This is a genomic window from Phenylobacterium sp., assembly GCF_030645195.1.
In the GTDB taxonomy this organism is placed as follows: domain Bacteria; phylum Pseudomonadota; class Alphaproteobacteria; order Caulobacterales; family Caulobacteraceae; genus Phenylobacterium.
Map to the genome: position 1 here is coordinate 51,508 of NZ_JAUSLW010000146.1, position 21,016 is coordinate 72,523.

General features: G+C 67.8%; 24 protein-coding genes. 13 read left to right on the top strand and 11 right to left on the bottom strand.

What is annotated here, in order from left to right; all coding sequences use genetic code 11:
* The first annotated feature begins 61 nt into the window (after positions 1-61).
* The 7 genes from Q7T09_RS12245 to Q7T09_RS12275 all read left to right on the top strand — a co-directional run bounded on the left by Q7T09_RS12245 (position 62) and on the right by Q7T09_RS12275 (position 6,515).
* Positions 62-1,186: a Ppx/GppA phosphatase family protein gene (locus tag Q7T09_RS12245; protein WP_370689239.1), complete on the top strand. Its 1,125-nt coding sequence runs from the start codon at positions 62-64 to the stop codon at positions 1,184-1,186.
* The gene (locus Q7T09_RS12250; RefSeq protein WP_304699999.1) at positions 1,183-1,911 is read left to right on the top strand and encodes an RlmE family RNA methyltransferase; all 729 of its coding nucleotides are present in this window, start codon (positions 1,183-1,185) and stop codon (positions 1,909-1,911) included. The genes Q7T09_RS12245 and Q7T09_RS12250 overlap by 4 nt, the downstream gene beginning before the upstream one ends.
* Before the next feature lie 170 nt (positions 1,912-2,081).
* A complete protein-coding gene (locus Q7T09_RS12255) occupies positions 2,082-3,464 on the top strand; it encodes a sensor histidine kinase (RefSeq protein ID WP_304700001.1) in 1,383 nt (460 codons plus the stop codon).
* Complete coding sequence (locus tag Q7T09_RS12260) at positions 3,461-4,087, top strand: response regulator transcription factor (RefSeq protein WP_304700002.1); 627 nt, start codon at positions 3,461-3,463, stop codon at positions 4,085-4,087. Before Q7T09_RS12255 ends, Q7T09_RS12260 begins: the two co-directional genes overlap by 4 nt.
* Positions 4,088-4,280: 193 nt before the next feature.
* The gene (locus Q7T09_RS12265) at positions 4,281-4,658 is read left to right on the top strand and encodes a response regulator transcription factor (RefSeq protein WP_304700003.1); all 378 of its coding nucleotides are present in this window, start codon (positions 4,281-4,283) and stop codon (positions 4,656-4,658) included.
* A 162-nt stretch (positions 4,659-4,820) separates the two neighbouring features.
* Complete coding sequence (locus Q7T09_RS12270) at positions 4,821-5,327, top strand: response regulator (protein WP_304700005.1); 507 nt, start codon at positions 4,821-4,823, stop codon at positions 5,325-5,327.
* A gap of 63 nt (positions 5,328-5,390) precedes the next feature.
* Positions 5,391-6,515: a serine hydrolase domain-containing protein gene (locus tag Q7T09_RS12275; RefSeq protein WP_304700006.1), complete on the top strand. Its 1,125-nt coding sequence runs from the start codon at positions 5,391-5,393 to the stop codon at positions 6,513-6,515.
* 112 nt (positions 6,516-6,627) lie between these two features.
* Here Q7T09_RS12275 and Q7T09_RS12280 read toward each other — a convergent pair whose 3' ends face one another.
* On the bottom strand, positions 6,628-8,718 hold the full coding sequence (locus Q7T09_RS12280) for a catalase (protein ID WP_304700007.1): 2,091 nt from the start codon (positions 8,716-8,718) through the stop codon (positions 6,628-6,630).
* Positions 8,719-8,866: 148 nt separating this feature from the next.
* Here Q7T09_RS12280 and Q7T09_RS12285 point away from each other — a divergent pair, with 148 nt between their 5' ends.
* Positions 8,867-9,220 (top strand): DUF1428 domain-containing protein, encoded by a 354-nt coding sequence (locus Q7T09_RS12285; RefSeq protein WP_304700009.1) that lies wholly within the window; start codon positions 8,867-8,869, stop codon positions 9,218-9,220.
* Here Q7T09_RS12285 and Q7T09_RS12290 read toward each other — a convergent pair.
* A complete protein-coding gene (locus Q7T09_RS12290) occupies positions 9,217-9,816 on the bottom strand; it encodes a hypothetical protein (RefSeq protein WP_304700011.1) in 600 nt (199 codons plus the stop codon). The genes Q7T09_RS12285 and Q7T09_RS12290 overlap by 4 nt on opposite strands.
* Complete coding sequence (locus Q7T09_RS12295; protein ID WP_304700012.1) at positions 9,813-10,214, bottom strand: hypothetical protein; 402 nt, start codon at positions 10,212-10,214, stop codon at positions 9,813-9,815. The genes Q7T09_RS12290 and Q7T09_RS12295 overlap by 4 nt, the downstream gene beginning before the upstream one ends.
* Positions 10,215-10,336: 122 nt before the next feature.
* Between Q7T09_RS12295 and Q7T09_RS12300 the strand changes: the two genes are divergently transcribed.
* The 3 genes from Q7T09_RS12300 (at position 10,337) to Q7T09_RS12310 (ending at position 12,599) form a co-directional block, all read left to right on the top strand.
* Positions 10,337-11,071, top strand: a complete 735-nt coding sequence (locus Q7T09_RS12300; RefSeq protein ID WP_304700013.1) for a TetR/AcrR family transcriptional regulator — start codon at positions 10,337-10,339, stop codon at positions 11,069-11,071.
* On the top strand, positions 11,072-11,746 hold the full coding sequence (locus tag Q7T09_RS12305) for a nitroreductase (protein ID WP_304700016.1): 675 nt from the start codon (positions 11,072-11,074) through the stop codon (positions 11,744-11,746).
* Positions 11,747-11,807: 61 nt separating this feature from the next.
* Positions 11,808-12,599 (top strand): methyltransferase domain-containing protein, encoded by a 792-nt coding sequence (locus Q7T09_RS12310; RefSeq protein WP_304700018.1) that lies wholly within the window; start codon positions 11,808-11,810, stop codon positions 12,597-12,599.
* 10 nt (positions 12,600-12,609) lie between these two features.
* Here the strand turns inward: Q7T09_RS12310 and Q7T09_RS12315 are convergent, their stop codons facing one another.
* The 6 genes from Q7T09_RS12315 to Q7T09_RS12340 all read right to left on the bottom strand — a co-directional run bounded on the left by Q7T09_RS12315 (position 12,610) and on the right by Q7T09_RS12340 (position 17,495).
* Positions 12,610-13,503 carry a phytanoyl-CoA dioxygenase family protein gene (locus Q7T09_RS12315; RefSeq protein WP_304700020.1) on the bottom strand — a complete coding sequence of 298 codons (894 nt, stop codon included), beginning with the start codon at positions 13,501-13,503 and terminating at the stop codon, positions 12,610-12,612.
* Between the two features lie 70 nt (positions 13,504-13,573).
* Entirely contained in the window at positions 13,574-14,368 is a 795-nt protein-coding gene (locus Q7T09_RS12320) for a hypothetical protein (protein WP_370689240.1), read from the bottom strand.
* Between the two features lie 207 nt (positions 14,369-14,575).
* Positions 14,576-15,190 carry a hypothetical protein gene (locus Q7T09_RS12325; protein ID WP_304700022.1) on the bottom strand — a complete coding sequence of 205 codons (615 nt, stop codon included), beginning with the start codon at positions 15,188-15,190 and terminating at the stop codon, positions 14,576-14,578.
* A 288-nt stretch (positions 15,191-15,478) separates the two neighbouring features.
* Entirely contained in the window at positions 15,479-16,051 is a 573-nt protein-coding gene (locus Q7T09_RS12330) for a hypothetical protein (RefSeq protein WP_304700024.1), read from the bottom strand.
* A gap of 188 nt (positions 16,052-16,239) precedes the next feature.
* A complete protein-coding gene (locus Q7T09_RS12335; protein ID WP_304700026.1) occupies positions 16,240-16,377 on the bottom strand; it encodes a hypothetical protein in 138 nt (45 codons plus the stop codon).
* A gap of 164 nt (positions 16,378-16,541) precedes the next feature.
* On the bottom strand, positions 16,542-17,495 hold the full coding sequence (locus tag Q7T09_RS12340) for an IS1595 family transposase (protein ID WP_304700027.1): 954 nt from the start codon (positions 17,493-17,495) through the stop codon (positions 16,542-16,544).
* Positions 17,496-17,675: 180 nt separating this feature from the next.
* On the opposite strand from Q7T09_RS12340, the gene Q7T09_RS12345 reads away from it, so the two are divergent.
* Complete coding sequence (locus tag Q7T09_RS12345) at positions 17,676-18,851, top strand: DNA cytosine methyltransferase (RefSeq protein WP_304700028.1); 1,176 nt, start codon at positions 17,676-17,678, stop codon at positions 18,849-18,851.
* 63 nt (positions 18,852-18,914) lie between these two features.
* On the opposite strand, the gene Q7T09_RS12350 is transcribed toward Q7T09_RS12345, so the two are convergent.
* Positions 18,915-19,580 carry a hypothetical protein gene (locus Q7T09_RS12350; RefSeq protein ID WP_304700029.1) on the bottom strand — a complete coding sequence of 222 codons (666 nt, stop codon included), beginning with the start codon at positions 19,578-19,580 and terminating at the stop codon, positions 18,915-18,917.
* Between the two features lie 382 nt (positions 19,581-19,962).
* A complete protein-coding gene (locus Q7T09_RS12355; protein WP_304700030.1) occupies positions 19,963-20,481 on the bottom strand; it encodes a hypothetical protein in 519 nt (172 codons plus the stop codon).
* Positions 20,482-20,601: 120 nt separating this feature from the next.
* On the opposite strand from Q7T09_RS12355, the gene Q7T09_RS12360 reads away from it, so the two are divergent.
* Positions 20,602-21,006: a DUF4087 domain-containing protein gene (locus Q7T09_RS12360; RefSeq protein ID WP_304700032.1), complete on the top strand. Its 405-nt coding sequence runs from the start codon at positions 20,602-20,604 to the stop codon at positions 21,004-21,006.
* Positions 21,007-21,016 lie beyond the last annotated feature (10 nt).

Below are 21,016 nucleotides of genomic sequence, written 5' to 3' on the forward strand. Positions count from 1 at the left end.
CGCGCAGAAACACGCGATGCGTGTTTCGCCCTCTTATCCTACGCGCTTGCCCGGCGCCTGAATGAGCGATCAGGCTGGAAGCGCGTCCGCGCCCGGCGCCATGAGGAATGGCCGGGAGAGGTCTGGGAGTGATGCGCCCTGCTATGGCGCGCTCGACCTCGGGACCAACAATTGCAGGCTCTTGATCGCCACGCCGTCGGGCAAGAGCTTCCGGGTGGTGGAGGCCTATTCGCGGATCGTGCGCCTGGGTGAGGGGCTTTCCCAGAGCGGCCGGCTGTCGGATGTCGCCATGGAACGCGCCATGGCCGCCCTGAAGGTCAGCGCCGAGAAGGTCCGTCGCCGCCGGGTGGTCAAGCTCAAGGCCATCGCGACCCAGGCCTGCCGCATGGCCGAGAACGGTCAGGAATTCATCGACCGGGTCTTCGAGGAGACCGGCCTGCGCCTGCAGATCATCGCCCCGCGCGAGGAGGCCCAGCTCTCCGTCGCCGGTTGCCTCAACCTGCTGGATCGCAGCGCCGACGCCGCCCTGGTGGTGGACGTGGGCGGCGGCTCCACCGAGCTCTCCTGGGTGGACCTGAAGGGCGAGGGCCTGGGGGGCGAACTCAGCACCTTCGTGGCCTCGAAGCTGCCCATCAAGGCCTGGCTCTCCATTCCCATCGGGGTCGTCACCCTGGCCGAGCAGTTCCCGGAGGGGGCCGAGGTCACCCAGGCCTGGTTCCGCGCCATGGTGGAACGGGTGAAGGTCGATCTCGCCGCCTTCCGCCACGCCGACCCGATGCGGCCGCTGTTCGACGAGGACCGCGCCCACCTGATCGGCACCTCGGGCGCCATCACCAGCCTGGCCGGCATGCATCTGCGCCTGCCGCGCTACGACCGCTCCCGCGTCGACGGCATCTGGATGACGCGGGACGAGTGCGAGGGCGCGGCCAACCTGCTGCTCGGCCTCACCGCCCAGCAGCGCGCCGACCAGCCCTGTATCGGCCCCGACCGTTCGGACCTGGTCCTGGCCGGCGCCGCCATCCTCCAGGCCGTCCAGGAGCTCTGGCCCTGCACCCGCGTCCGCGTCGCCGACCGCGGCCTGCGCGAGGGCATCCTGATGTCCCTGATGTCCGAAGGCGGCGGCCGCAGCCGCCGCAAGCGCCGCCGCGGCCGTCGCGGCAAACCCTTGCCCCAGGCCGCCGAATGACCGACGAACTCCCTCCGGCCCGCAAACGCATGGTCAAGCCGCCCATGGGCGGCACCGAGGAAGGCCGCGGCAAGCCCGCGCGCCTGAAGACCGCCAAGATGCGGACCCCGTCCTCCCAGGCCTGGCTGTCGCGGCAGGTGAACGACCCCTTCGCCGCCAAGGCCCGCGCCCACGGCTACCGCTCCCGCGCCGCCTACAAGCTGACGGAGATCGACGACCGCCTGCACCTGCTGAAGCCCGGCATGCGGGTCATCGACCTCGGCGCGGCCCCCGGCGGCTGGACCCAGGTCGCCGTCGAACGCGGCGTGGTCAATATCGTCGGCGTCGACCTGCTGCCGGTCGATCCGATCTCGCCTGCCCAGATCATCGAGATGGACTTCACCGACCCGGCCTGCGGTCCCCTGCTGATCGAGATGCTGGGCGGGCCGCCGGACATCGTGCTGTCGGACATGGCCCCCAACACCGTCGGCCACCGCAAGACCGACCACCTGCGGATCATGGGCCTGATCGAGATCGGCGTGGACTTCGCCATCAGCGTGCTCAAGCCCGGCGGCGCCTTCATCGCCAAGGCCTTCCAGGGCGGCGAGACCTCGCTGGTCATCGCCAGTCTCAAGCACCACTTCACCGAGGTGAAGAACATGAAACCCAAGGCCAGCCGCGCGGACTCCTCGGAGACCTACCTGGTGGCGACGGGGTTCAAGGGCCGGAGTGGCGAGCGGCGCTAGGCTGTCACGCGTTAGAGGCTGGGGTATGCTCTCTTGGGTTGCTTCAAGCGGCCTGTTCACCGGCGGAGTCCTCAGGCTATCCTCCTGCGGTGCAAGGTCGCTGATCTGAGAGTCTGGAAATCGCTCGGGTTCAGGGCGGGTGTCGCGCAGAAGGTTGGCCGGGGGTGGAGTTGGACGGGCGCGCAGACACCCCGAGCGAAGACGGCCTGTTCCGGGCCGCTGATGGCGCCCTGGCCGACACCGAGGCCGAACTCCGCCGGCTGAACTGGGCGCTGGCGGCCTATGGGCGCTCCTCCTCGGCCCTGATCCACTTCCAGACCCTGGACGACCTGGTGGCCAGCATCTGCGGCGCGATCGTCGCCCAGGAGGAATACGTCATCGCCGCCGTGGGCCTGGCGGACTCCGGCCCGGGCAAACCGGTGCGTCTGCTGGCGGGGGCCGGTCCCGCCCTTGCCTATCTCGACGGCCTCAATCTCAGCTGGGACGAGAGCCTGCCGGAGGGCAATGGCCCCACCGGTCGCGCCATCCGCAGCGGCGAGTCCTTGATCATGCGCGACGCACTGACGGAGCCCATGTTCGCGCCCTGGCGGGAGCGGGCTCGCCCCTTCGGCATCCGGTCGAGCGTCACGGTGCCCTTCAGGCGAGACGGACGCGTGGTGGGCGTCATCCTGGTCTACGCCTCGCGCCCTCACGCCTTCGGGACCAAGGAACTGGAGCTGTTCTCGGAGCTTGGCAGCGAACTGGCCTTCGCCATGTCGGTGGCCGAGGATCGGGCGCAGCTGAAGGCGTCCGAGGCCGCGCGGCTCGCCGCCGAGGACGCCGCCCGCGAGGCTCAGGCGGAACTGGCGAGGGCCGGGCGGTTGCTTTCGGTGGGGGAATTCGCGTCCTCCATCGCCCACGAGATCAATCAGCCGGTGGCCGCGATCATCACCAACGGCGACGCCGCCCTGCGCTGGCTGGCGCGCGACCCGCCCGACCTGGACGAGGTGAGGGCCGCCATCGAGCGCATGAGCCGTGACGCCAAGCGCGCCAGCGGCGTGGTCGCCCGGACCCGGGGGCTGCTCGCGAAGTCCCGGACCGACGACGCTCCCCTTGACGTGAACGAGGTGGCGGAGGAGGTCCTGCTCTACACCGCCGACGAGCGCCGTCGATCCCAGGTGAGCGTGTCGACAGATCTCGCGTCGGGACTTCCCCTGGTGCGGGGAGACAGGATCCAGCTGCAACAGGTGATGCTCAACCTCATTCTCAACGGCGTGGACGCGATGAAGGGCGTCAATGACCGTCCCCGCTGGCTGCGGGTCCGGTCCGCGCTCGGGGCTGACGGCGAGGTCCTGGTGGAGGTCGAGGACTGCGGGGTCGGGCTGGACCCCGCCACCAGCGATCACCTGTTCGAACACTTCTTCACCACCAAGGACGGCGGGGTGGGCCTGGGCCTGCCGATCTCGCGCTCCATCGTCGAGGCCCATGGCGGCCGCCTCTGGGCCGGTCCGGCCTCGCCCCACGGCGCGGTGTTCCGGTTCTGCCTCCCCGTCGCGGCCCTCGCCGCCGCATGAGCGAGGCGCCGCCCACCATCATCGTCGTCGATGACGATATCTCGATCCGGGAGTCGCTGGAGGGCCTGCTGCGCTCGGTCGGCTTCCAGGTCAGGCTGTTCGGCTCGGTGGCCGAGTTCCTCGCCGGCAAGCTTCCGGAGGGACCCTGCTGCCTGATCCTCGACGTCCGCCTTCCGGGCCAGAGCGGGCTTGATCTGCAGGCCGAGCTGGCCGGGGCCGACATCCGCCTGCCGATCGTCTTCATCACCGGGCACGGCGACATCCCGATGTCGGTGCGGGCCATGAAGGCCGGGGCGGTGGAGTTCCTCTCCAAGCCGTTCCGGGAACAGGATCTGCTGGACGCCCTTGGGGTCGGGGTGGCGCGCGACCGGGCGCGCCGTCAGGCCGAGGCCGCCGCCGCCGAACTGACGGCGAAGTTCGAGGCCCTGACGCCCCGCGAGCGCCAGGTCCTGGGCCTGGTGGCCACCGGCCGCCTCAACAAGCAGATCGCCGGCGAGATCGGAGTCAGCGAGATCACCGTCAAGGTCCACCGAGGCCAGGTGATGCGCAAGATGGGCGCCCGCTCGGTGGCCGACCTGGTCCGCATGGCCGACCGCCTGGGTCTCGCGCCGGACGGCCCCTGACGCCGCCCCTCCGGCGGCCATATCGTCCCAGGAACCTATACCAAGGGATAGGTCGCCTAAGACCTGAAGAGCCCCCGCCGACCCCAAGTTCGGTTTGAAACCGGAGCCCGCCGGGTCTTCAATCGGGGCTCGCTCCCCCGGTCGGCGCCGGCCTCGGGCCCGTCGTCGCGTCTCAGCAGTCAGGAACGTCCGGATGGCGGGATCGGCCCGGTCTCTCATCGCCATCGTGGACGACGACGTCTCCTTCCGGGAGGCCTTGGCCGGCTTGATCAAGGCCTTCGGCTACCGCGTCACCGCCTTTGGATCGGCCGGCGACTTCCTCAGGTCCGACGCGACCCGTGAAGCGGCCTGCCTGGTCCTCGACGTGCAGATGCCCGACCTCGGCGGTCTCGAGCTGCAGGACCGGCTCATCGCCGAGGGACGCGGTCTCCCGACCATCTTCGTCACCGCCTCTCCTGACCCCGCGCCACGCCTCCGCGCGCTTGAGGCGGGGGCCTTGGCCTATCTGGAGAAGCCCTGCGACCAGGATGTGCTGCTCAGCCATATCCGCTCGGTCCTGGACCCGGCCTGAGGTTTCCGCCGGCCGCGCAGGGCCCCGGGGACCTATACCAAGGTGCAGGGTCACCTAACCCCTTGAGAGAACGTCGTCTTCCGCAAGTCTAATTGTCGCGCTTGCGGCCGGCCGACTACCTTCGGACTGTCTTCGCGCTGCGCGAGACCGAAGGAACATCTCGTGAGCGTCCAGCCTCTGAAGTCCGCCTCGTCCGCCCGGCTGGCGCCCCTGCGCGCCCTGGTCGCCGACGACAACGAAGGAAACCGGCAGCTCCTGGGCGCGATCCTCCGATCGCAGGATCTCGAGGTGGAGGTCGCCAACTGCGGGCGCAGCGCCGTCACGGTGGCCACGGGGCGCCGTTTCGACCTGATCCTCCTGGACCAGAACATGCCGCAGCTGGATGGCCTGACCGCCACCCGCCTCATTCGCGAGCACGAGACGGTCGCCGGCTGGCCGCGGGCCAGCATCTTCATCGTCACCTCGATGAACGGGCCGGCGGATGCCGTCCGCTCCCGGGCCGCCGGCGCCGACCAGCACGTGACAAAGCCGGTGGACCTCGGCGGCCTGATCGCCCTGGTGGAGCGCGCCCGGCGCGCGGCCCTGACCGGCGCCCGTTGCCGCCAGTGCCTGGCGTGGGTGGGGGAGCAGGCGCGCGCCCTGCGGAGCCTCGGCGCCCGCCGCCGCTGAGGCGCCATTCCCCTTTCGACCGGCTTGGCTCTAAGGTCGTCCTCAACAAGAGGGGAAACGACGATGGCTGACGGCGCGGTGGGCGGCTTCACGCTCGACAAGTATTCCAAGGTCCGCGAAGCCTTCGAGGCCAACCTGGCCTCGGGCGCCGATGTGGGCGCCTCCTTCTGCGCCACGGCGGACGGCGAGACGGTGGTGGACCTCTGGGGCGGCTGGGCCGACGAGGCCCGCACCCGGCCCTGGGTCGAGGACACCATCGTCAATGTCTACTCCACCACCAAGACCATGACGGCGCTGACGGCCCTGCTGCTGGCCGACCGCGGCGAGCTCGACTTCGACGCCCCCGTCGCCCGCTACTGGCCCGAGTTCGCCCAGGCCGGGAAGGGCGAGGTCAAGGTCAGCCACCTGATGAGCCACTCCGCCGGCCTGTCGGGCTGGAAGGAGCCTATCACCGTCGAGGACCTCTATGACTGGGACAAGGCGACCGCCCTGCTGGCCGCCCAGGCGCCCTATTGGGAGCCGGGCACGAAGCCCGGTTATCACGCCCTGACCCAGGGCTATCTGGTGGGGGAGGTGGTGCGCCGCATCACGGGAAAGTCCCTGGGGACCGTCTTCCGCCAGGAGATCGCCGAGCCCCTGGACGCCGACTTCCACATCGGCCTGCCGGCCAGCGAGGACGCCCGCGTCGCCGACCTGATCCCGCCGCCGGCCGGGGGCGGAATCGCCGATGGCGAGCAGTCCGAACTGGTCGCCAACATGTCACGCAATCCAGGGATCGACCCCCTGGCCACCCGGACCCGCGCCTGGCGCGGCGCCGAGATCCCCGCCGCCGGCGGAACCGGAAACGCCCGCTCGGTGGCCGAGATCCATGTGCTGCTGGCCAATGGCGGCGTCGCCAAGGGCAAGCGCCTGCTCTCCGAGGCCGGCTGCCGCAAGGCGCTTGAACTGCAGGTGGAGGGGACCGACCTGATCCTCGGTGGTCCGGCCCGCTTCGGTCTCGGCTTCGGCCTCCCCAGCGCGGCCGTCCCCATGCCCAACCCCAACACCATCTATTGGGGCGGCTATGGCGGCTCGCTGATCATCATCGACATGGATGCGCGCACGACGGTCGCCTACGCCATGAACAAGATGGCCCCCACCACCACCGGCGACATGCGCGCCTTCGGCCTGATGGCGGCGATGATGTAGCAAAGACGTCATCCCGGACGCCGATAGGCGATCCGGGAGCCAGGGGCCGAGCGCTCCGCCCCTGGGTCCCGGCTCTCCGCTTCGCTGCGGCCGGGATGACGCAGTGGGTTTGCTACGCCAGCATCCGCACCTTCGGCTCGCGGTCCCACTGGCGGGTCCGCGCCGGCGGGATGAAGCCATCGGCGCCCTTGGCCAGGTCCACGACGCCCGCGTCCGGCGCGACACCGGCCTTATCCAGCAGGGCTTGCGCCTCGGCCGTGAAGCCGATGGCCTTCAGATGGATGAAGGCGTTGGCGACGAAGTCGACCGCCGCGCTCTCCTTCAGCAGTTCGGCGCAGCCGTCCTTCGACAGCACCAGCGCCACGGCGTCGAACAGCACCGAGGGCGTGCCGGCCAGCTGGCCGTCGGCCGGCAGCTTCTTGCCGTCCTTCAGGGTGACGCCGCCGATCTTGGGGGCGACGATCTTGACGCTGGCGCCCTCGGCCAGGGCAGCCTTCTTCACAGCGTTGATCACCGCGCCGTCCGCGCCGTCGGTCACCAGGATGGCCACCGCGCGGCCCATCAGGGTCTCGGGGTACTTGCCGAGGATGCGCAGGGCGGGGGAGGCGTCCATGTCCACCGGCTTGACCGCCGCGTCGGACTTGGCCGGCAGGTCCATGGCCAGGCCCGCCGCCACCCGCTTGGCGAGGTCGGCGTCGATGTTCTGCAGATTGCCCAGGATGCGCAGCCGCACATGCTCGAAGCTGCACTTGGACAGTTCGAACACCAGGGCGCTGGCCAGGTGGGCCTGCTCGATGGGGGTTTGCGAGGCGTAGAACAGCCGCGCATGGCTGTAGTGATCGGCGAAGGTCTCGGCCCGCAGCCGCGCCTTGGGGGCGTCATTGGCCACCGCCGCCGAGCGGAAGCCGCCCTTGGGGTCCTCGCGCGGCCCGCCGGGTTCGCCCACCTGGTCCAGGCTGTTGGGCTCGTAGTTGGCCCGGCCGACGGGGATTTCCATCTGCATGTGCCCGTCGCGCTGCAGGTTCTGGAAGGGGCAACCCTTGGCGCGGTTGATCGGTAGCTGGTGGAAGTTCACCGACCCCAGCCGCGACAGCTGGGTGTCCTGGTAGGAGAACAGCCGCCCCTGCAGCAGCGGGTCCTCCGAGGCGTCGATCCCCGGCGGCATGTTGGTGGGCAGGAAGGCGGCCTGCTCGGTCTCGGCGAAGAAGTTGTCGACGTTGCGGTCCAGCACCATCCGCCCGATCACCTTGATCGGGACCAGTTCCTCGGGGATTAGCTTGGTGGCGTCCAGGATGTCGAAGGGCAGGGCGTCGGCGTCGGCCTGAGACAGAAGCTGCACGCCGAACTCCCACTCCGGGAAGCTGCCTGAGTCGATGGCCTCGAACAGGTCGCGGCGGTGATAGTCCGGATCGGCGCCGGCGATCTTCACCGCCTCGTCCCAGCAGGTGGACTGGGTTCCCAGCTTCGGCCGCCAGTGGAACTTGACGAAGGTGGCCTCGTCCTTGTCGTTCAGCAGCCGGAAGGTGTTGACCCCGAAGCCCTCCATCATCCGCAGGGACCGCGGAATGGTGCGGTCCGACATGGCCCACATGATCATGTGCATGCTCTCGGGCATCAGGCCGATGAAGTCCCAGAAGGTGTCATGGGCGCTGGCGGCCTGGGGATAGCCGCGGTCGGCCTCCATCTTCACCGAGTGCACCAGGTCGGGGAACTTGATGGCGTCCTGGATGAAGAACACCGGGATGTTGTTGCCCACCAGGTCCCAGTTGCCCTCCTTGGTGTAGAACTTCACCGCGAAGCCGCGCACGTCGCGGGGCGTGTCGACCGAGCCCGCGCCGCCGGCCACGGTGGAGAAGCGGGTGAACAGCTCGGTCTTGCCCCCCACCTCGGTGAGGATCTTGGCGCGCGTGTACTTGGCCAGCGACTCCGTCAGCTCGAAATAGCCGTGCGCCGCCGAGCCGCGGGCGTGGACGATCCGCTCGGGAATCCGTTCATGGTCGAAATGCTGGATCTTCTCGCGCAGGACGAAGTCCTCAAGCAGGGTCGGACCCCGCGGGCCGGCCTTGAGGGAGTTCTGGTCGTCGCTGATCGGCACGCCGAAATTTGTGGTCAGCCGCGCGTCGGGGGCGCTGGCGGTCTGGTGCAACTCGCCGCCCTGACCCAGGGTCTCGGCGTCGGAGGACGGGCTTTTCGGCTTGGTCATGGTTCGAGGGTCCTGAGGGAAGGGGCTTGCTTCCTCAGCAACGCGGACGCCGCGATTTGGTGCGGGCGGAAAGCATGAGAATTTCGCCGCGCTGTCGGATCGGGGCCCGCGCGTTCGTCCTGGGGACAGGAAGCAACAGGAGGTCCCCATGTCCTATGTCGATGGTTTCGTGCTCGCCGTGCCCAAGGCCAACCTTGAGGCTTACCGCGCCATGGCCACCCGGGCCGGGGCGGTCTGGAAGGAGTTCGGGGCGCTGGCCTATGTCGAATGCGTCGGCGACGACGTGCCGCTGGGGGTCCTGACCTCCTTCCCCCGCGCGGTCCAGGCCAAGGACGACGAGGTCGTGGTCTTCTCCTGGATCGTCTACGCCTCGCGCGCCGACCGCGACGCCATCAACGCCAAGGTCATGGCTGACCCCCGCCTGAAGCCCGACGCGCAGGCCATGCCCTTTGACGGCAAGCGCATGATCTATGGCGGCTTCGAGAGCTTCGTGACCCTTTAGGGCAGGGGATAGAGCTGGCCGTCCGGGGTCTGGATCACCGGCTGCCGGCCCGGCGCATAGGCCAGCCGCGCCGGCCCCAGGAGCCGGGTTCCCACATAGAGCTGGCCGACATCGTTCAGGCCGCCGGCGTACATCACCTGGCCGGGCCGGTGGTAGTCGACCGCGCCGCCCGCCCGGCCGCGGCTGTAGGTGAGCCTCAGCTCCGAGCCGTCGGGATAGCGCCAGGCGCCCGCCCCGTCGGCCACGTCGTCGCGCCAGGCGATCGAGAGGCTGGTTCCATTGGGATAGGAGAACACGCCCTGTCCGTTGCGGGCCCCGCCGGCGACCCCGCCGACATATTTCGAGACCAGCCGGGTTCCGGCGTACCAGACCAGGGTCCCGCCCCCCTCGGCCACGCCATTGACGCAGGGCCCCGACCAGCGGACCGAGCCGCCCTGGATCGGGCTGCCCGTATAGACCAGGCACTTGGTGGTCGGATCGCGAACCCAGTGGGCGGCGCCGGAGGGGTCGGGACGGGGAAGGGGCGCCTGGGCCGCCGCGCTCCCGGCCGCCAGGGAAAGCGCCAGCGCCGAGAGCGCGATGAGGCCCCGCCTCACGACCGCCCCTCCTGGCCGGTGCAGACTGGGAAGGCCTCGGCGAGGCCCCGGCGATGCAGGACCACCGTCCCCAGCCGCGGCGTCGACAGCCGCAGGTCCTGGCCTTGGAACCGACCGGCGAACCGCTCACCGCCCGCGGTGGTGAAGCTCACGGCCTGACCCTCGATCTTCGCGGCCACGGCGGTGGGAGGCAGGGGCGCGCCCTCGGCCACCTGCACCAGAACCCGCGGCGCCGCGCTGGCCGGCCGCACGATCACCCGCATGCCCCGCGCGTCCCCGGTGGCCTGGGACAGGCAGATATTGGACCAGGCCTGGGCCCCGCCCAGGTCCCAGGACTCGGCCAGGGCCGGTCCGCCAAGGGCGCTCAGCACGCCGGCCAGGATGAGGGTTCGTTGCATGGTTCGCCTCCGCAAGGCCGCCAGCCTTCCAGAGGCCGGGCCGTCGCGGTACTGGCGAAAATTGGGGCGTCTCTTGACTCCGAAAGAGAAGGAGAAACATCATTCGCTTATAGGAGATCGGCATGGGCGAGCGACAGATGGCGCGGGCGGGGCAGGGCGAGGGCGCGCGCTTTTCCGGCGATCACAACGTCGAGGCCCCGCCCCGCCAGGCCCGCAGCCGCGAGACCCTGCGCCGCATCCTGGCGGCCGCCGAGGCCCTGTTCGACGAGGTGGGCTTCCACGCCGCCACGGTTCCGGAGATCTGCCGCCGGGCGGAGTCCTCCACGGGCGCCTTCTACAAGCGCTTCCGCGACAAGGACGAGCTGCTGGCGGTGCTGTTCGCCGACCTGCTGGCCGACGTCCGCGCCCGCCTCGAGGCCCGCCTCAGCCCCGCCGCCGTCGCCGCCCAGGACCTCGCGCCCGTGGTGGCCTCCACCGTCCGCGCCCTGGCGCAGGCCTATCGCAGCCGGGCGGGGACCAGTCGCGCCCTCATCCTGGTGGGCGAGCAGCGTCCGGAGTTCCAGGCCCTGTCCCGCCAGGCCCACGCCGAGCTGCTGGTCCTGGTCGCCCAGGCGCTCGCCGCCAAGCGGGCGCAGTTCAGCCACCCCAATCCCCGCCTGGCCGCCGAGTTCGTCTCCCGCCAGATCACCGCCGTCTTCCAGCAGCAGGTCCTGACGGGCGGCTTCGACCCCCAATCCCAGATCTCCGGCTGGCCCGCCCTGGAGCAGGAGCTGGTCCGCGCGGTGTCCGCCTATCTCGGCCTGCGCCCGCCGCGCCCGCCGGCCTCGCCGCAGCAGCTCTCCCTGGACCTGGGTTAGATGGAGGTCGCAGAGGCGCTGGCCACCCGCATCACCTGCCGCGCCTTCCGCGACGCCCCGGTCCCGCGCGCCACCGTGGAGGCCATCCTGACGGCGGCGTCCCGCGCCCCCTCCGGCGGCAATCTCCAGCCCTGGCGGGTCTGGGCCCTGGCCGGCCCCGAGCTGGCGGCCCTGCAGGGCGCCATCAAGGCCCGCATCGCCACCGGCGCCCTCTCCGACGGCCAGACCGAGTACAGCATCTATCCGCCCGACATGGGCCCGCCCTTCAGCGACCGGAAGTTCGCCGCCGGGGCGGCCATGTACGCCGCCCTTGGGGTCGACCACGCCGACATGGCCGGCCAACTGGAACAGTATGTCCGCAATTTCGAGCTGTTCGGCGCCCCCGTCGGCCTGGTCTTCGCCATCGACCGGTCCCTGCAGCCGGGCCAGTGGGCGGACCTGGGCATGTATATGCAGTCGGTCATGCTGCTGGCCCGCGATCACGGACTGCACACCGCGGCCATGGAGTCCTGGGCCCTGTGGCACGCCACGATCCGCCAGGCCCTGCGCATTCCGGACGAGCTGATGATCTTCTGCGCCATGGCGCTCGGCCACATGGACGAGGCCGCCCCCATCAACCGCGTCCGCACCGAACGCGCGCCCCTGGCCGAGTTCGCGGTCCTGCGGGGGTTCTGAGCCTGGGCGGCCGGCGCGGGCCGATGTAGGTCTGGGCCCTTCCCATGTCCTGGAGTCCGCCATGGTCCAACTCACCTTCGACGCGGCCGCCGCCAAGGCGCTGGAGGCCATCTACCTGACCCCCGACGTCATCGCCCAGCGGGCCCGGGTCCTCGACCTGCTGGCCCTCCAGCCGGGGGAACGGGTTCTGGACGTGGGCGTCGGCCCCGGCCTGCTGGCCTACGACCTCGCCCGCCTGGTGGGGGAGGGCGGGACGATGGTGGGCCTCGACCTGTCCCCGGCCATGGTGGCGGCTTCGGCCGAGCGCCTGGCGGCCTTCCCCCAGGCGCAGGTCCGCCAGGCCGACGCCACCGCGCTCGGCGGCCCCGACGCGGCCTTCGACGCGGTGGTCTCCACCCAGGTCTATGAGTACGTCGCCGACATGCCCGCCGCCCTGGCCGAGCTGCGCCGGGTCCTGGTCCCCGGCGGCCGGGTGCTGATCCTCGACACCGACTGGCGCAGCATCGTCTGGCATTCCTCCGACGAGGCCCGCATGGCCCGCGTCCTGGCCTGCTGGGACGCCCACCTGGCCGATCCCCACCTGCCGGCCCGCCTGGTGCCCCTGCTGCGGGCCGCCGGTTTCACGGTGCGCCGGGTGGAGATCCTGCCCATGCTCTCGCCCCGCTGGCAGCCGGTCAGCTATGCCGGCGCCATGATGCGCACCATCGCCAACTTCGTCCGCGCCAACGCCGAGCGCGCCGGCCTCGCCCCTGAGGAGGTCGAGGCCTGGTGGACCGACCAGCAGGCCCTGATCGCCCGCGACGAATTCTTCTTCAGCCTCAATCGCTACGCCTTCCTGGCCACCCGGGCCTGAGACGCGGCGGTCAGCCTCCGCGCACCTGTTCGCTGATCGCCCCCAGCAGCTCGGCCGACCCCAGCTGCGATCCCGCCGCGTCGCCGGTCAGGGCGTACTCCGGCGGCACGACCTCCGGGCCCTCGCCGGGCGGCAGGGGCGGGGTGTAGTATCCCAGGGCATAGGAGCCCATGGCGTAGCCGATCAGCTGCTGCAGCTCGGGCTCCAGGGCCCGCGCGATCTCCGGCGGGCAGGAGAGATACTGGTTCTCCTCCTGGCGCAGCCAGCCGAGCGCATAGGTGATGTTCAGGCCCCACCGGTCGCTGTCGCCGGTATTGGCCCCGCCGCCGTGGAACACCGTGCCGGTATAGACCAGCACCGAGCCGGCCCTCATCGTCGCCCGGCAGATCTCCTCGGGGGTGGCCTTGCGGCTGTCGGGCCAGTCGATGGAACCGGGAACCACCTGGGTCGCCCCGTTCTCGGCCGTGAAGTCGGTGAGCGCCCAGATGGTGTTGAGCTGCGGCTCGACCCCCTTCAGGTATTGGCCCCAGGCCCAGCGGTCGCGGTGGATCGGCTGCGCCGGCTGGCCGGGCATGATGCGGATCAACTGGCCCAGGTGTAGCTGGTAGCGGGTGCAGTTGGGCAGCAGCACCTGGTCGCAGATGGCGCGGATGCGGGGATCGAGGATGGCTGTGCGGCACCCCGGAGACCGGGCCACAAGGGCCCCGGTCCGGGTGGTCTTGAATCCCGTGAAGGCGTCCTGTCCCGGCTGCGTCGCCTCGACATAGGGCCGCAGCTCCTCGGCCAGGGCGCCGGCCGCCTCCGGGCTGATGACCGCTTCCAGGATCAACGCCCCATCGCGATCCAGGACCGCCATGACCGCCTCGATGGGCGCATCGGCGGGCAGGCGTTCGAGCTCAGCCATGTCGGACCTCCCAATCCCGGGCCAGGATTGCCGGTGGCGGGGCGGGGAGTCCAGCCCCGGCGAGGACGGCCTATTTGGCGGGCAGGATCTTCATGGCGAGGATTTCCCGCGTGCGGCGGGTGATGCCGTAGAGCATGCCCGGTTGGCTCTCGTTCCAGTCCACCGCCTGGCCCTCCGCCGCCATGCCGAGGGTATCGAGATGGTCGAGGACACCGCCGCCGTCCGGGAGCTGCATGACATAGAGCTCGGGCCGGTCGTGGCCGCTCAGATAGAGCCGGCCGTCCGGACCCCAGCCGCCGCCGGACACGCTCATCGGCGCGATCCGCTCCAGCACCGAGCTGGGCAAGGCCCAGGCCTCAAGGCGCCGCCACTGGTCGTCGAACTTCACCAGGGTGGTGTGGCGGTGGTCCCGCGGCGGTTCGCCCCCCTTGCCGTCATAGTTGGCGAACATCGCCCACCAGGCGCCGTCATGCCGGTCCACCCAGGTGATGGAGCCTGTGCCCAGGCCCAGTGAGACGCTGCGCCGGTGGGCCAGGGTCTGGGGATCGAAGACCTCCACCGTGCTGACCTGGGGCGTGCCCGGGAAGTTGGAGCCGGCGCAGACCAGGTCCTTGGCGATCAACGCGCAGGAATTGATGTGCGGGAAGCGGGCCTTGTCGCCGGTCCATTCCGCCCGCTGTTCACCGGTCTGCTTGTCGTAGCGGACCAGCCGGAAGTTGCTGACCGCATAGACGTCCTTCGGCCCCACCGCCGCCCCCTGGCTGGCGGTGGAGGCGTAGCGGCGCAGGGTCTGGGCCTGGGGGCCGGCGGCGGCGTCGGTCGAGGCGCCCTGAGGGTCGGCCAGGGCGGCGAGGACGGCGAACAGGAGGAGGATCATCGGGTGGCCAGCAGGCTTGCGGCCAGATTGCGGCTCGTGGCGGGTTTAGGCATCTGCGCCCCTCCATGCAGAGTGAGAGCCGGCGGTTAGACGGGCCGGACGACCGGGAGGTTACAGTCACGCGACCTTTCGTTGTCGGAACGGCGACGGCTTGGCGACGATTGCTCCGGGGACGGATCAGGTCCGGGCCGGCCTCTACACCGGGATGCGGGGCTCGGCCCCCGCCGGTTCGGCGCGCAGGCGGTCGCGGAACTCGTTCAGCCGGGCGCGGTAGCCCTCGGCGTCTCCGTAGTCCAGGAACTCGTAATAGCGCCGGTGCGGATCGGAGATCCGCAGGGCGTGCTTGATGGGGCACCAGTACTGCTCCGTGCGGCTTGAGATCTCCCGGACATAGGCCACCACGCCGTTGGCGTAGGCGCAGAACGCGCAGTTCACGCCTTCGATGACATTGAGATAGGAGAGCCGCCCCCGGTCGAAGGCGAAATAGTCCCCGCGCTTGACCTGGGGAATGCGGTAGGCGCGGAAACAGATGGCCTGATAGGCGCTGACCCAGGCGTCGACGATCACCAGCGGGATGATCAGCGAATAGATCACCGGCGCCGTCAGCACCACGGCCAGGGACGTTCGACCGAAGAACTTGGTCAGGCCCAGGCGCAGGCGGCGATGCTCCAGGGTTATGCCGTGCTCGAACTGCCCGATCTGTTCCTTGAGCTTCCAGCCCAGCGCCTTGCGGCGCGCCTCGATCTCCCGGTCGAGATCGCCCTGGAGGCGGACGATCTCTTCGGCGAGATCCTTCATGTGCTGGGTCATCTGCGGGCGTCGGCTCCTGGCTGGCCCGGCACCCTAGCGACTTCAAGCAAATGGATACAGGCCGCCCCGTTGGCGATTGTTCCATTTTTGTTCTTGAGGGACTCTGGCACTTATGCACTTGAGATACCAAAGTGACCCATATAGATTCGCCACCGACAGGCCGGCGCGACACTGACGAGATCGAGATCACGCCCGAGATGATCGAAGCGGGGGCACGCGCGGCGTGGTCAAGCGGCGACCCGCCAAGCGTGACGCGGGAGATTGCCCGAAGAGTTTACGAGGCGATGGTTAGGGCTCGGCCCCGTGCTTCTTGATGTCATCGTAAAGTGGCTGGAGGGCTCTCACGACGACGCGCCCGATGGCGCGGAGCTGGCGGACCCCCAGGGGTGAGCCGCCGACTGACACGAAATCCCGAGCTTCGGCCAGGGCCGCGTATTCGCGGTGCTGCTGCGTCGGATCGTGGTGAGTGCCCCCGGCGACGTTTCTCGCGTAGCCGATGATGTGGCGAATGGTGAGCGGCGCCTTGTTGAGCCAGAGCAGGCTCAATTTCAGAAACTCGTCTTTGGTCATCTCACGAACAAACTCGCCCTGAGGGGTCCCCTCAACCTGCGCGGGGTCTACCGAGTCCTCGAAGCTGAAGACGACTGAAATGTCTAATATCCAGTCGGGCGGTGGCGGTTGGTCGGCGGCGCGGAACCGGAGGGAAAGGCCGCGAACATTGGCACTATCCATCAAGGCGTGTTTGTCCCCGATCATCTGATACAATCGGCCCGCAAGGTCGAGGAGATCGATCTCCTCGTGGGATTCTACGAGGAGCGAAATCTCCTCGAACCGGTGCAAGAACAGGATTTCAGCGCGCATGACTGGAAAGCCTACCGCCCCCTTTCAGGATGACGAAGAAACTGCCCGACGCCGCGACGAAGTCGTCAAGCGGATGCTGGCGACGCCTCCGCAGCCGCATATAAAGAAGTCTTTAAGCGACTCGGCGAACAGTCCTAAGAAGAGGGGCGGCCCTAAGACCGCCCCCAAGTAAGCAGGTCCGGTTGCCTCTAGGCGCGATTGCGCTTCGAGGTGACCGGGATCTTGATCGTTTCAACGACCGTCGTGGACGGTCGGCGAACCGCTTCCTTGACCGGGATGAACTCGCCGGTTTTGGCGTCGCGGCCGATCTTGAACGATTTCGTCATGTCGCTTTTCCTTTTGCGAACAGGGCTTATTGCCCCGTCGTCAAGCGCAAAGCCTGCCGCATCGGAAAACCGGTCGAATCGCCCAGGTCGAATATTAAGGCGCCTTGGACTTCGAGTGGAGTCCGCGCCTCTTTGATTGGATTTTCCGCGCCTTCTGCTTTCGGCTACGCGGCTTTACGAGGCTGTCGATAGGTCAGGCGCTTGCCGACCACGCCGCGCACCGCCTCATCAGCGCGCATGGCGTCGGTGATCCCAAGGCCCGCGCGGTTCGAGTAGCGGAAATCGAACTCCACCAGATAGCGCGACAGGTGCGCTTCCGAGACGTGGTGGAACGTGCCGGTGATCCCGCGCTTGAGGATCGAGAAGTAGTTCTCGACCGTGTTCGAGTGATGCAGGCCGTGGCGCACATACTCGCCAGCGGCGTGATCGACGGCACTGTGAGCGGAGAACTCCTTACCGACCGCCGGGTACATGCGGGCGCCGTCCGTCATCAGGTGAGAAGCCCGGTCGGCGGTCTTCACGATGATGGGGCGCAGGGTCTTCGCCGTGACGTTGGCGACGTGGAACGAGCGGGCGCGACCGCCGCGCTCAACGAGGGTGATCACGGCTTCCTTGCGACCGAAGGCGTCACCCTTCGCGGCGCGCTTGTTCTTATGCTTGTTGGCTTCCTTGCCGCCCACGTAAGTCTCATCGACCTCAACGAACTTGCCTTCTCCGCCCAGCGGTGACGGCTCAGCCGGAAGGTTCATCGCCTCGCGGATGCGGTGCGCCATGAACCAGGCCGTTTTGTAGGAGCCGAAGCCGAGCATCCGGAATAGTTGGTGAGCGCTGATTCCCTTCTTTGACGAGCACATCAGGTGCGTCGCCAGCAGCCACTTATGCAGCGGGCTATGCGAGCGCTCGTAAACCGTGCCCATCGTGGCGGTGAACGGCTTGCGGCATTCCTTTTCCTTGCACTTGAACAGGCCCGGACGGGTCGTGCGGCCCTTCATCTCCGTGGCGTTATCGACCACGCCGCAATGCGGACAGACCGGACCATGCGGCCAGCGCAGCGCTTGGAAGTGAGCGCGGGCGGCGTCTTCATCGTGGAAAATCGGGGCGGTCAGGTCGGTAGACATCTGGGCTTCTCGCTTGTTGAGAAAACCCTATCAAATCAACCTTGGTATCTCAAGTGCATAATTGCCGGGACTCTCTGACCTGCTGCAACTTGCAGATGGGCCATGGCGCACACGTTTTCCTTGGGTCTCGGATGCGCCATCCTATCGGGCAATGCTTTCGGGCTGATTCGGAATGGGAGAATGAGTTTGAAGGTCGCGGGCTTGTTTGCCGGGATAGGCGGCCTTGAGGTTGGGCTCCGCCGCGCGGGGCACGAGCCTTTGATGTTCTGTGAAGTAGCTTCCACCGCTCAGGCTGTGCTGGCAGCACACTTTCCCGAGGTTCCGTGTGAACCCGACGTGCTGATGCTTAAGAATCTTCCGGCCGAGACCGAGTTGCTCACCGCAGGATTCCCTTGCCAGGATCTCAGTCAAGCAGGACTCACGGCAGGTATCGCGGGCGCGCGCTCCGGGCTGGTCGGTCGTGTTTTTGATCTGCTGGATCGGCATCCAGTGCCTTGGGTATTGCTGGAAAACGTCTCCTTCATGCTTCAGCTCGACAAGGGACGGGCGCTTGCGACGTTAGTCGAAGCGTTTGAGGAGCGCGGGTACCGCTGGGCTTATCGCGTAGTGAACAGCTTGGCTTTTCTGCCACAAAGGCGAGAGCGCGTTCTCTTTCTTGCTACGAAGACCGACGCGGATCCTGCCGATACCTTGCTTGTCGATGACGTAGCCGCCCAAGGAACCCTGACGGCCCTTGATACGCATGCTCACGGCTTCTACTGGACGGAAGGCGTTCGGGGTTTGGGTTGGGCTCCGAATGCGATTCCGACGCTGAAGAATGGCTCTTCCGTTGGCATCCCGAGTCCTCCCGCAATTCTCTTTCCCGACGGCTCGATCGGTACGCCAGAAATCCGCGACGCGGAGCGCTTGCAGGGGTTTGAGGCGGATTGGACAAAACCCGCCGAGAACGTTGCGCGCGCTTCGATGCGCTGGGGTCTTGTCGGCAATGCGGTGTCGGTTCCGGTCGCGGCGTGGTTAGGTGAACGCCTCGCTCGGCCTGGGGCCTACGATAAAGCGCGTGACGGCTCGATTCTAGCCATGGATGGCCGGTGGCCTCGCGCTGCACGTTTTGATGGCGCGGACCGCCGAGCCGTTGAAATCGGTCCTTACCCAGTTTGGACTCCGCGTCCTGCACTGATCGATTTTCTGGAATATCCGAGCAAGCCTTTGTCAGCTCGGGCCACGAGGGGTTTTCTTGGTCGCACCGAACGCGGCTCGCTCCGTTTCGTCGCTGGTTTCCAAGACCGCCTGCGCAGGCACCTCGCGGTGATGGAATCGGCTAACGTGACTGAAGGATATCTCGTCGCCGCTGAGTGAAACTGGGATTGGAGCACCAACTCCCAAATTACACCCCAGCCAAGCTTTCAAATACGGAGGCTATCAAAGGTCCTTGAAGCGCGTCGCATAGATATGCGCAGCCCGGTCTATCATGGACGCGTAGTGATAGATGTCACCGGGCTGAGGCGCCGGGGCTGATGTGATCAAGCGAACATCACCTCCATCATTCGCCATTTCGACGACGACGATAGCCAACGCATCATAGCCAGTGTCGCCTAGTTTCGCCCGCTTCGGAAGCTGGCGCACCTTGTCGATCACCAGCCGAGCATCGCGCGGCTGAGCATGTCGACTCCACTCTGGATCTGACGCTCTATTCTTCTTGTTGAGGTCGGGGCTGAGATAGGTCTCTGCGATGTTGACCATCACGAATCCCGCAGCGATTGCCTGATCTGTCGCCCCGTGAACCGTCGAATGAGATGAGTTAAGTTCGTCGTAGAGTCTTGGAAGCGCGCGTTGATGCGCAGTCATGGCCGCCTTGGCCTCAAGCGCCATAAGCACTGCGCCAACAGGGGTCCTGTGTAGGGCCGGCAACTCTGCAAGTGCGATACGCTCTTCCGCCGATAGGACTATAGCGTAGGTTTCTACCAATTCGGCTAGAGTAACGCCGGTTGCGGCTGTTCCACCGGGCGGCGTACAGAGAACGACGTCCAGGTTCTTTTTGCGATCATGCACGAAATCGCGCATCTCATGATTGATGCCAAAGCCCACTCGACCTTCTTCGACGTGCCTTCGAAGAAGCGAGCAGGTACGCATAAGGTCGAAAACGATGCCCCAGCACGCCAACTTCGAGTGGTGGTCGCTGCGAGAATGATACTGCCAAGCGTTCCCATAGCGATCAGATCGCGTGGGTTGCGCGAGACTTCGCGTCAGAATCTGCGGTCCAAACATCCTCGATCTTCCTCGAAATCGACCGCAAATCCAATTTTGTGGGACTCTGTAGCGAGTCTTGTCTTCAGGACAGCTACGCCACGACGATTGGATCGCGCGCTCGCCCTGGTCATCTGGGCGATTCAGAAGACGCCCATTCCCTCGCCCCTCGACTGGATCCTTCAGGGGGTGGCGATCATCATCGCGATCCTCGCGTTCGGGCTCAGAGCTTCCCGAAGGACACGCCGCGCCAGCCCCAGCCGCCGGCGTGCGCGGCCTTGATCAGCGGGTCTTTGATCTCAGCTGTGCTGAAGCTGTATTCGTAGATCTTCCCGAAGGAGAGGTCCTCCTCCCGGAAGGCGTAGACCGCCTCGTAGCTCTTCTCCCACTTGCGGCCGCGCGACGCGCTGGCGCTGGCCGAGAGGGTCGGCACACCCGCGCGCCACTCCACCTTCCATTCCTCGTCGACGGCCCGGACCTCGCCCTTGGCCTCGTCGAACTTCATCCGCACCTTGAACACGCGCTTGATCCCGGCCTTGGCGAAGATCTCGATCCACTTGGCGTCGACGATCCGCCACTCCGCCACCAGGTCGCAATGCTCCTTCTTCGTGGCCTCGCGGATCTTGAAGGGGGCGGTGGGGCGGTTCACGGCCATCAGCCGCTTGCGCAGCTTGGCCACGCTCTCGCGCGCCACGCCGCTCGGCGCCGGCTTGGCGCCGCTCAGCCAGTCCAGGATCTTCATCGCCAACGTCTCCGGTTCGGCTGCGCTGTCGATGGGCGCGACTCCTTGACACCATGGCACGTCCGCCCGTCAGGTGGCCGCTATTCCTGGTCGGTGACCAAGCTTCGAAGGACCGCCAAGATGACCCCGCTTTTCCCCAATCGCCTTGGCCGCGCCATAGCGATGCTCGCCGTGCTCCTGCCCCTGGCGGCGGGCGCCCCGTCCCAGGCCGCCGCCAAGAAGCCGGTCGGCGAGCTGCGCTGCGGCTGGCTGCAGAATCCGTCGCCGGGCAACTGGTGGCTGTTCGACAACGCCGGTGAGTGGACGGTGGGCATGCAGGGCGGCTACCAGGCCCGCGGCCTGGACAACGTGCCCGACCTCACCGAGCGCAACTGGGTGGTCACCAACGGCGGTTCCTACGGCTATGGCTGCGTCTGCCTGCGGGTCGAGACCGACGCCAAGGCCAGGCGCATCACCCGCATCCACAGCGTCACGCAGAAGCCCCTCAAGGTCTGCCGCGCCGACAGGAAGCTGCCGAAGCCGTAGAAAACCCAAA

What these genes read in the sequence shown, in the direction of transcription:
- Q7T09_RS12340 (WP_304700027.1), bottom strand. Translation starts at nt 17,495, where the DNA reads ATGTCTACCGACCTGACCGCCCCGATTTTCCACGATGAAGACGCCGCC.
- Q7T09_RS12335 (WP_304700026.1), bottom strand. Translation starts at nt 16,377, where the DNA reads ATGACGAAATCGTTCAAGATCGGCCGCGACGCCAAAACCGGCGAGTTC.
- Q7T09_RS12345 (WP_304700028.1), top strand. Translation starts at nt 17,676, where the DNA reads ATGAGTTTGAAGGTCGCGGGCTTGTTTGCCGGGATAGGCGGCCTTGAG.
- Q7T09_RS12305 (WP_304700016.1), top strand. Translation starts at nt 11,072, where the DNA reads ATGGAGGTCGCAGAGGCGCTGGCCACCCGCATCACCTGCCGCGCCTTC.
- Q7T09_RS12245 (WP_370689239.1), top strand. Translation starts at nt 62, where the DNA reads ATGAGCGATCAGGCTGGAAGCGCGTCCGCGCCCGGCGCCATGAGGAAT.
- Q7T09_RS12275 (WP_304700006.1), top strand. Translation starts at nt 5,391, where the DNA reads ATGGCTGACGGCGCGGTGGGCGGCTTCACGCTCGACAAGTATTCCAAG.
- Q7T09_RS12280 (WP_304700007.1), bottom strand. Translation starts at nt 8,718, where the DNA reads ATGACCAAGCCGAAAAGCCCGTCCTCCGACGCCGAGACCCTGGGTCAG.
- Q7T09_RS12315 (WP_304700020.1), bottom strand. Translation starts at nt 13,503, where the DNA reads ATGGCTGAGCTCGAACGCCTGCCCGCCGATGCGCCCATCGAGGCGGTC.
- Q7T09_RS12330 (WP_304700024.1), bottom strand. Translation starts at nt 16,051, where the DNA reads ATGCGCGCTGAAATCCTGTTCTTGCACCGGTTCGAGGAGATTTCGCTC.
- Q7T09_RS12310 (WP_304700018.1), top strand. Translation starts at nt 11,808, where the DNA reads ATGGTCCAACTCACCTTCGACGCGGCCGCCGCCAAGGCGCTGGAGGCC.
- Q7T09_RS12300 (WP_304700013.1), top strand. Translation starts at nt 10,337, where the DNA reads ATGGGCGAGCGACAGATGGCGCGGGCGGGGCAGGGCGAGGGCGCGCGC.
- Q7T09_RS12250 (WP_304699999.1), top strand. Translation starts at nt 1,183, where the DNA reads ATGACCGACGAACTCCCTCCGGCCCGCAAACGCATGGTCAAGCCGCCC.
- Q7T09_RS12285 (WP_304700009.1), top strand. Translation starts at nt 8,867, where the DNA reads ATGTCCTATGTCGATGGTTTCGTGCTCGCCGTGCCCAAGGCCAACCTT.
- Q7T09_RS12260 (WP_304700002.1), top strand. Translation starts at nt 3,461, where the DNA reads ATGAGCGAGGCGCCGCCCACCATCATCGTCGTCGATGACGATATCTCG.
- Q7T09_RS12355 (WP_304700030.1), bottom strand. Translation starts at nt 20,481, where the DNA reads ATGAAGATCCTGGACTGGCTGAGCGGCGCCAAGCCGGCGCCGAGCGGC.
- Q7T09_RS12325 (WP_304700022.1), bottom strand. Translation starts at nt 15,190, where the DNA reads ATGACCCAGCACATGAAGGATCTCGCCGAAGAGATCGTCCGCCTCCAG.
- Q7T09_RS12295 (WP_304700012.1), bottom strand. Translation starts at nt 10,214, where the DNA reads ATGCAACGAACCCTCATCCTGGCCGGCGTGCTGAGCGCCCTTGGCGGA.
- Q7T09_RS12265 (WP_304700003.1), top strand. Translation starts at nt 4,281, where the DNA reads ATGGCGGGATCGGCCCGGTCTCTCATCGCCATCGTGGACGACGACGTC.
- Q7T09_RS12360 (WP_304700032.1), top strand. Translation starts at nt 20,602, where the DNA reads ATGACCCCGCTTTTCCCCAATCGCCTTGGCCGCGCCATAGCGATGCTC.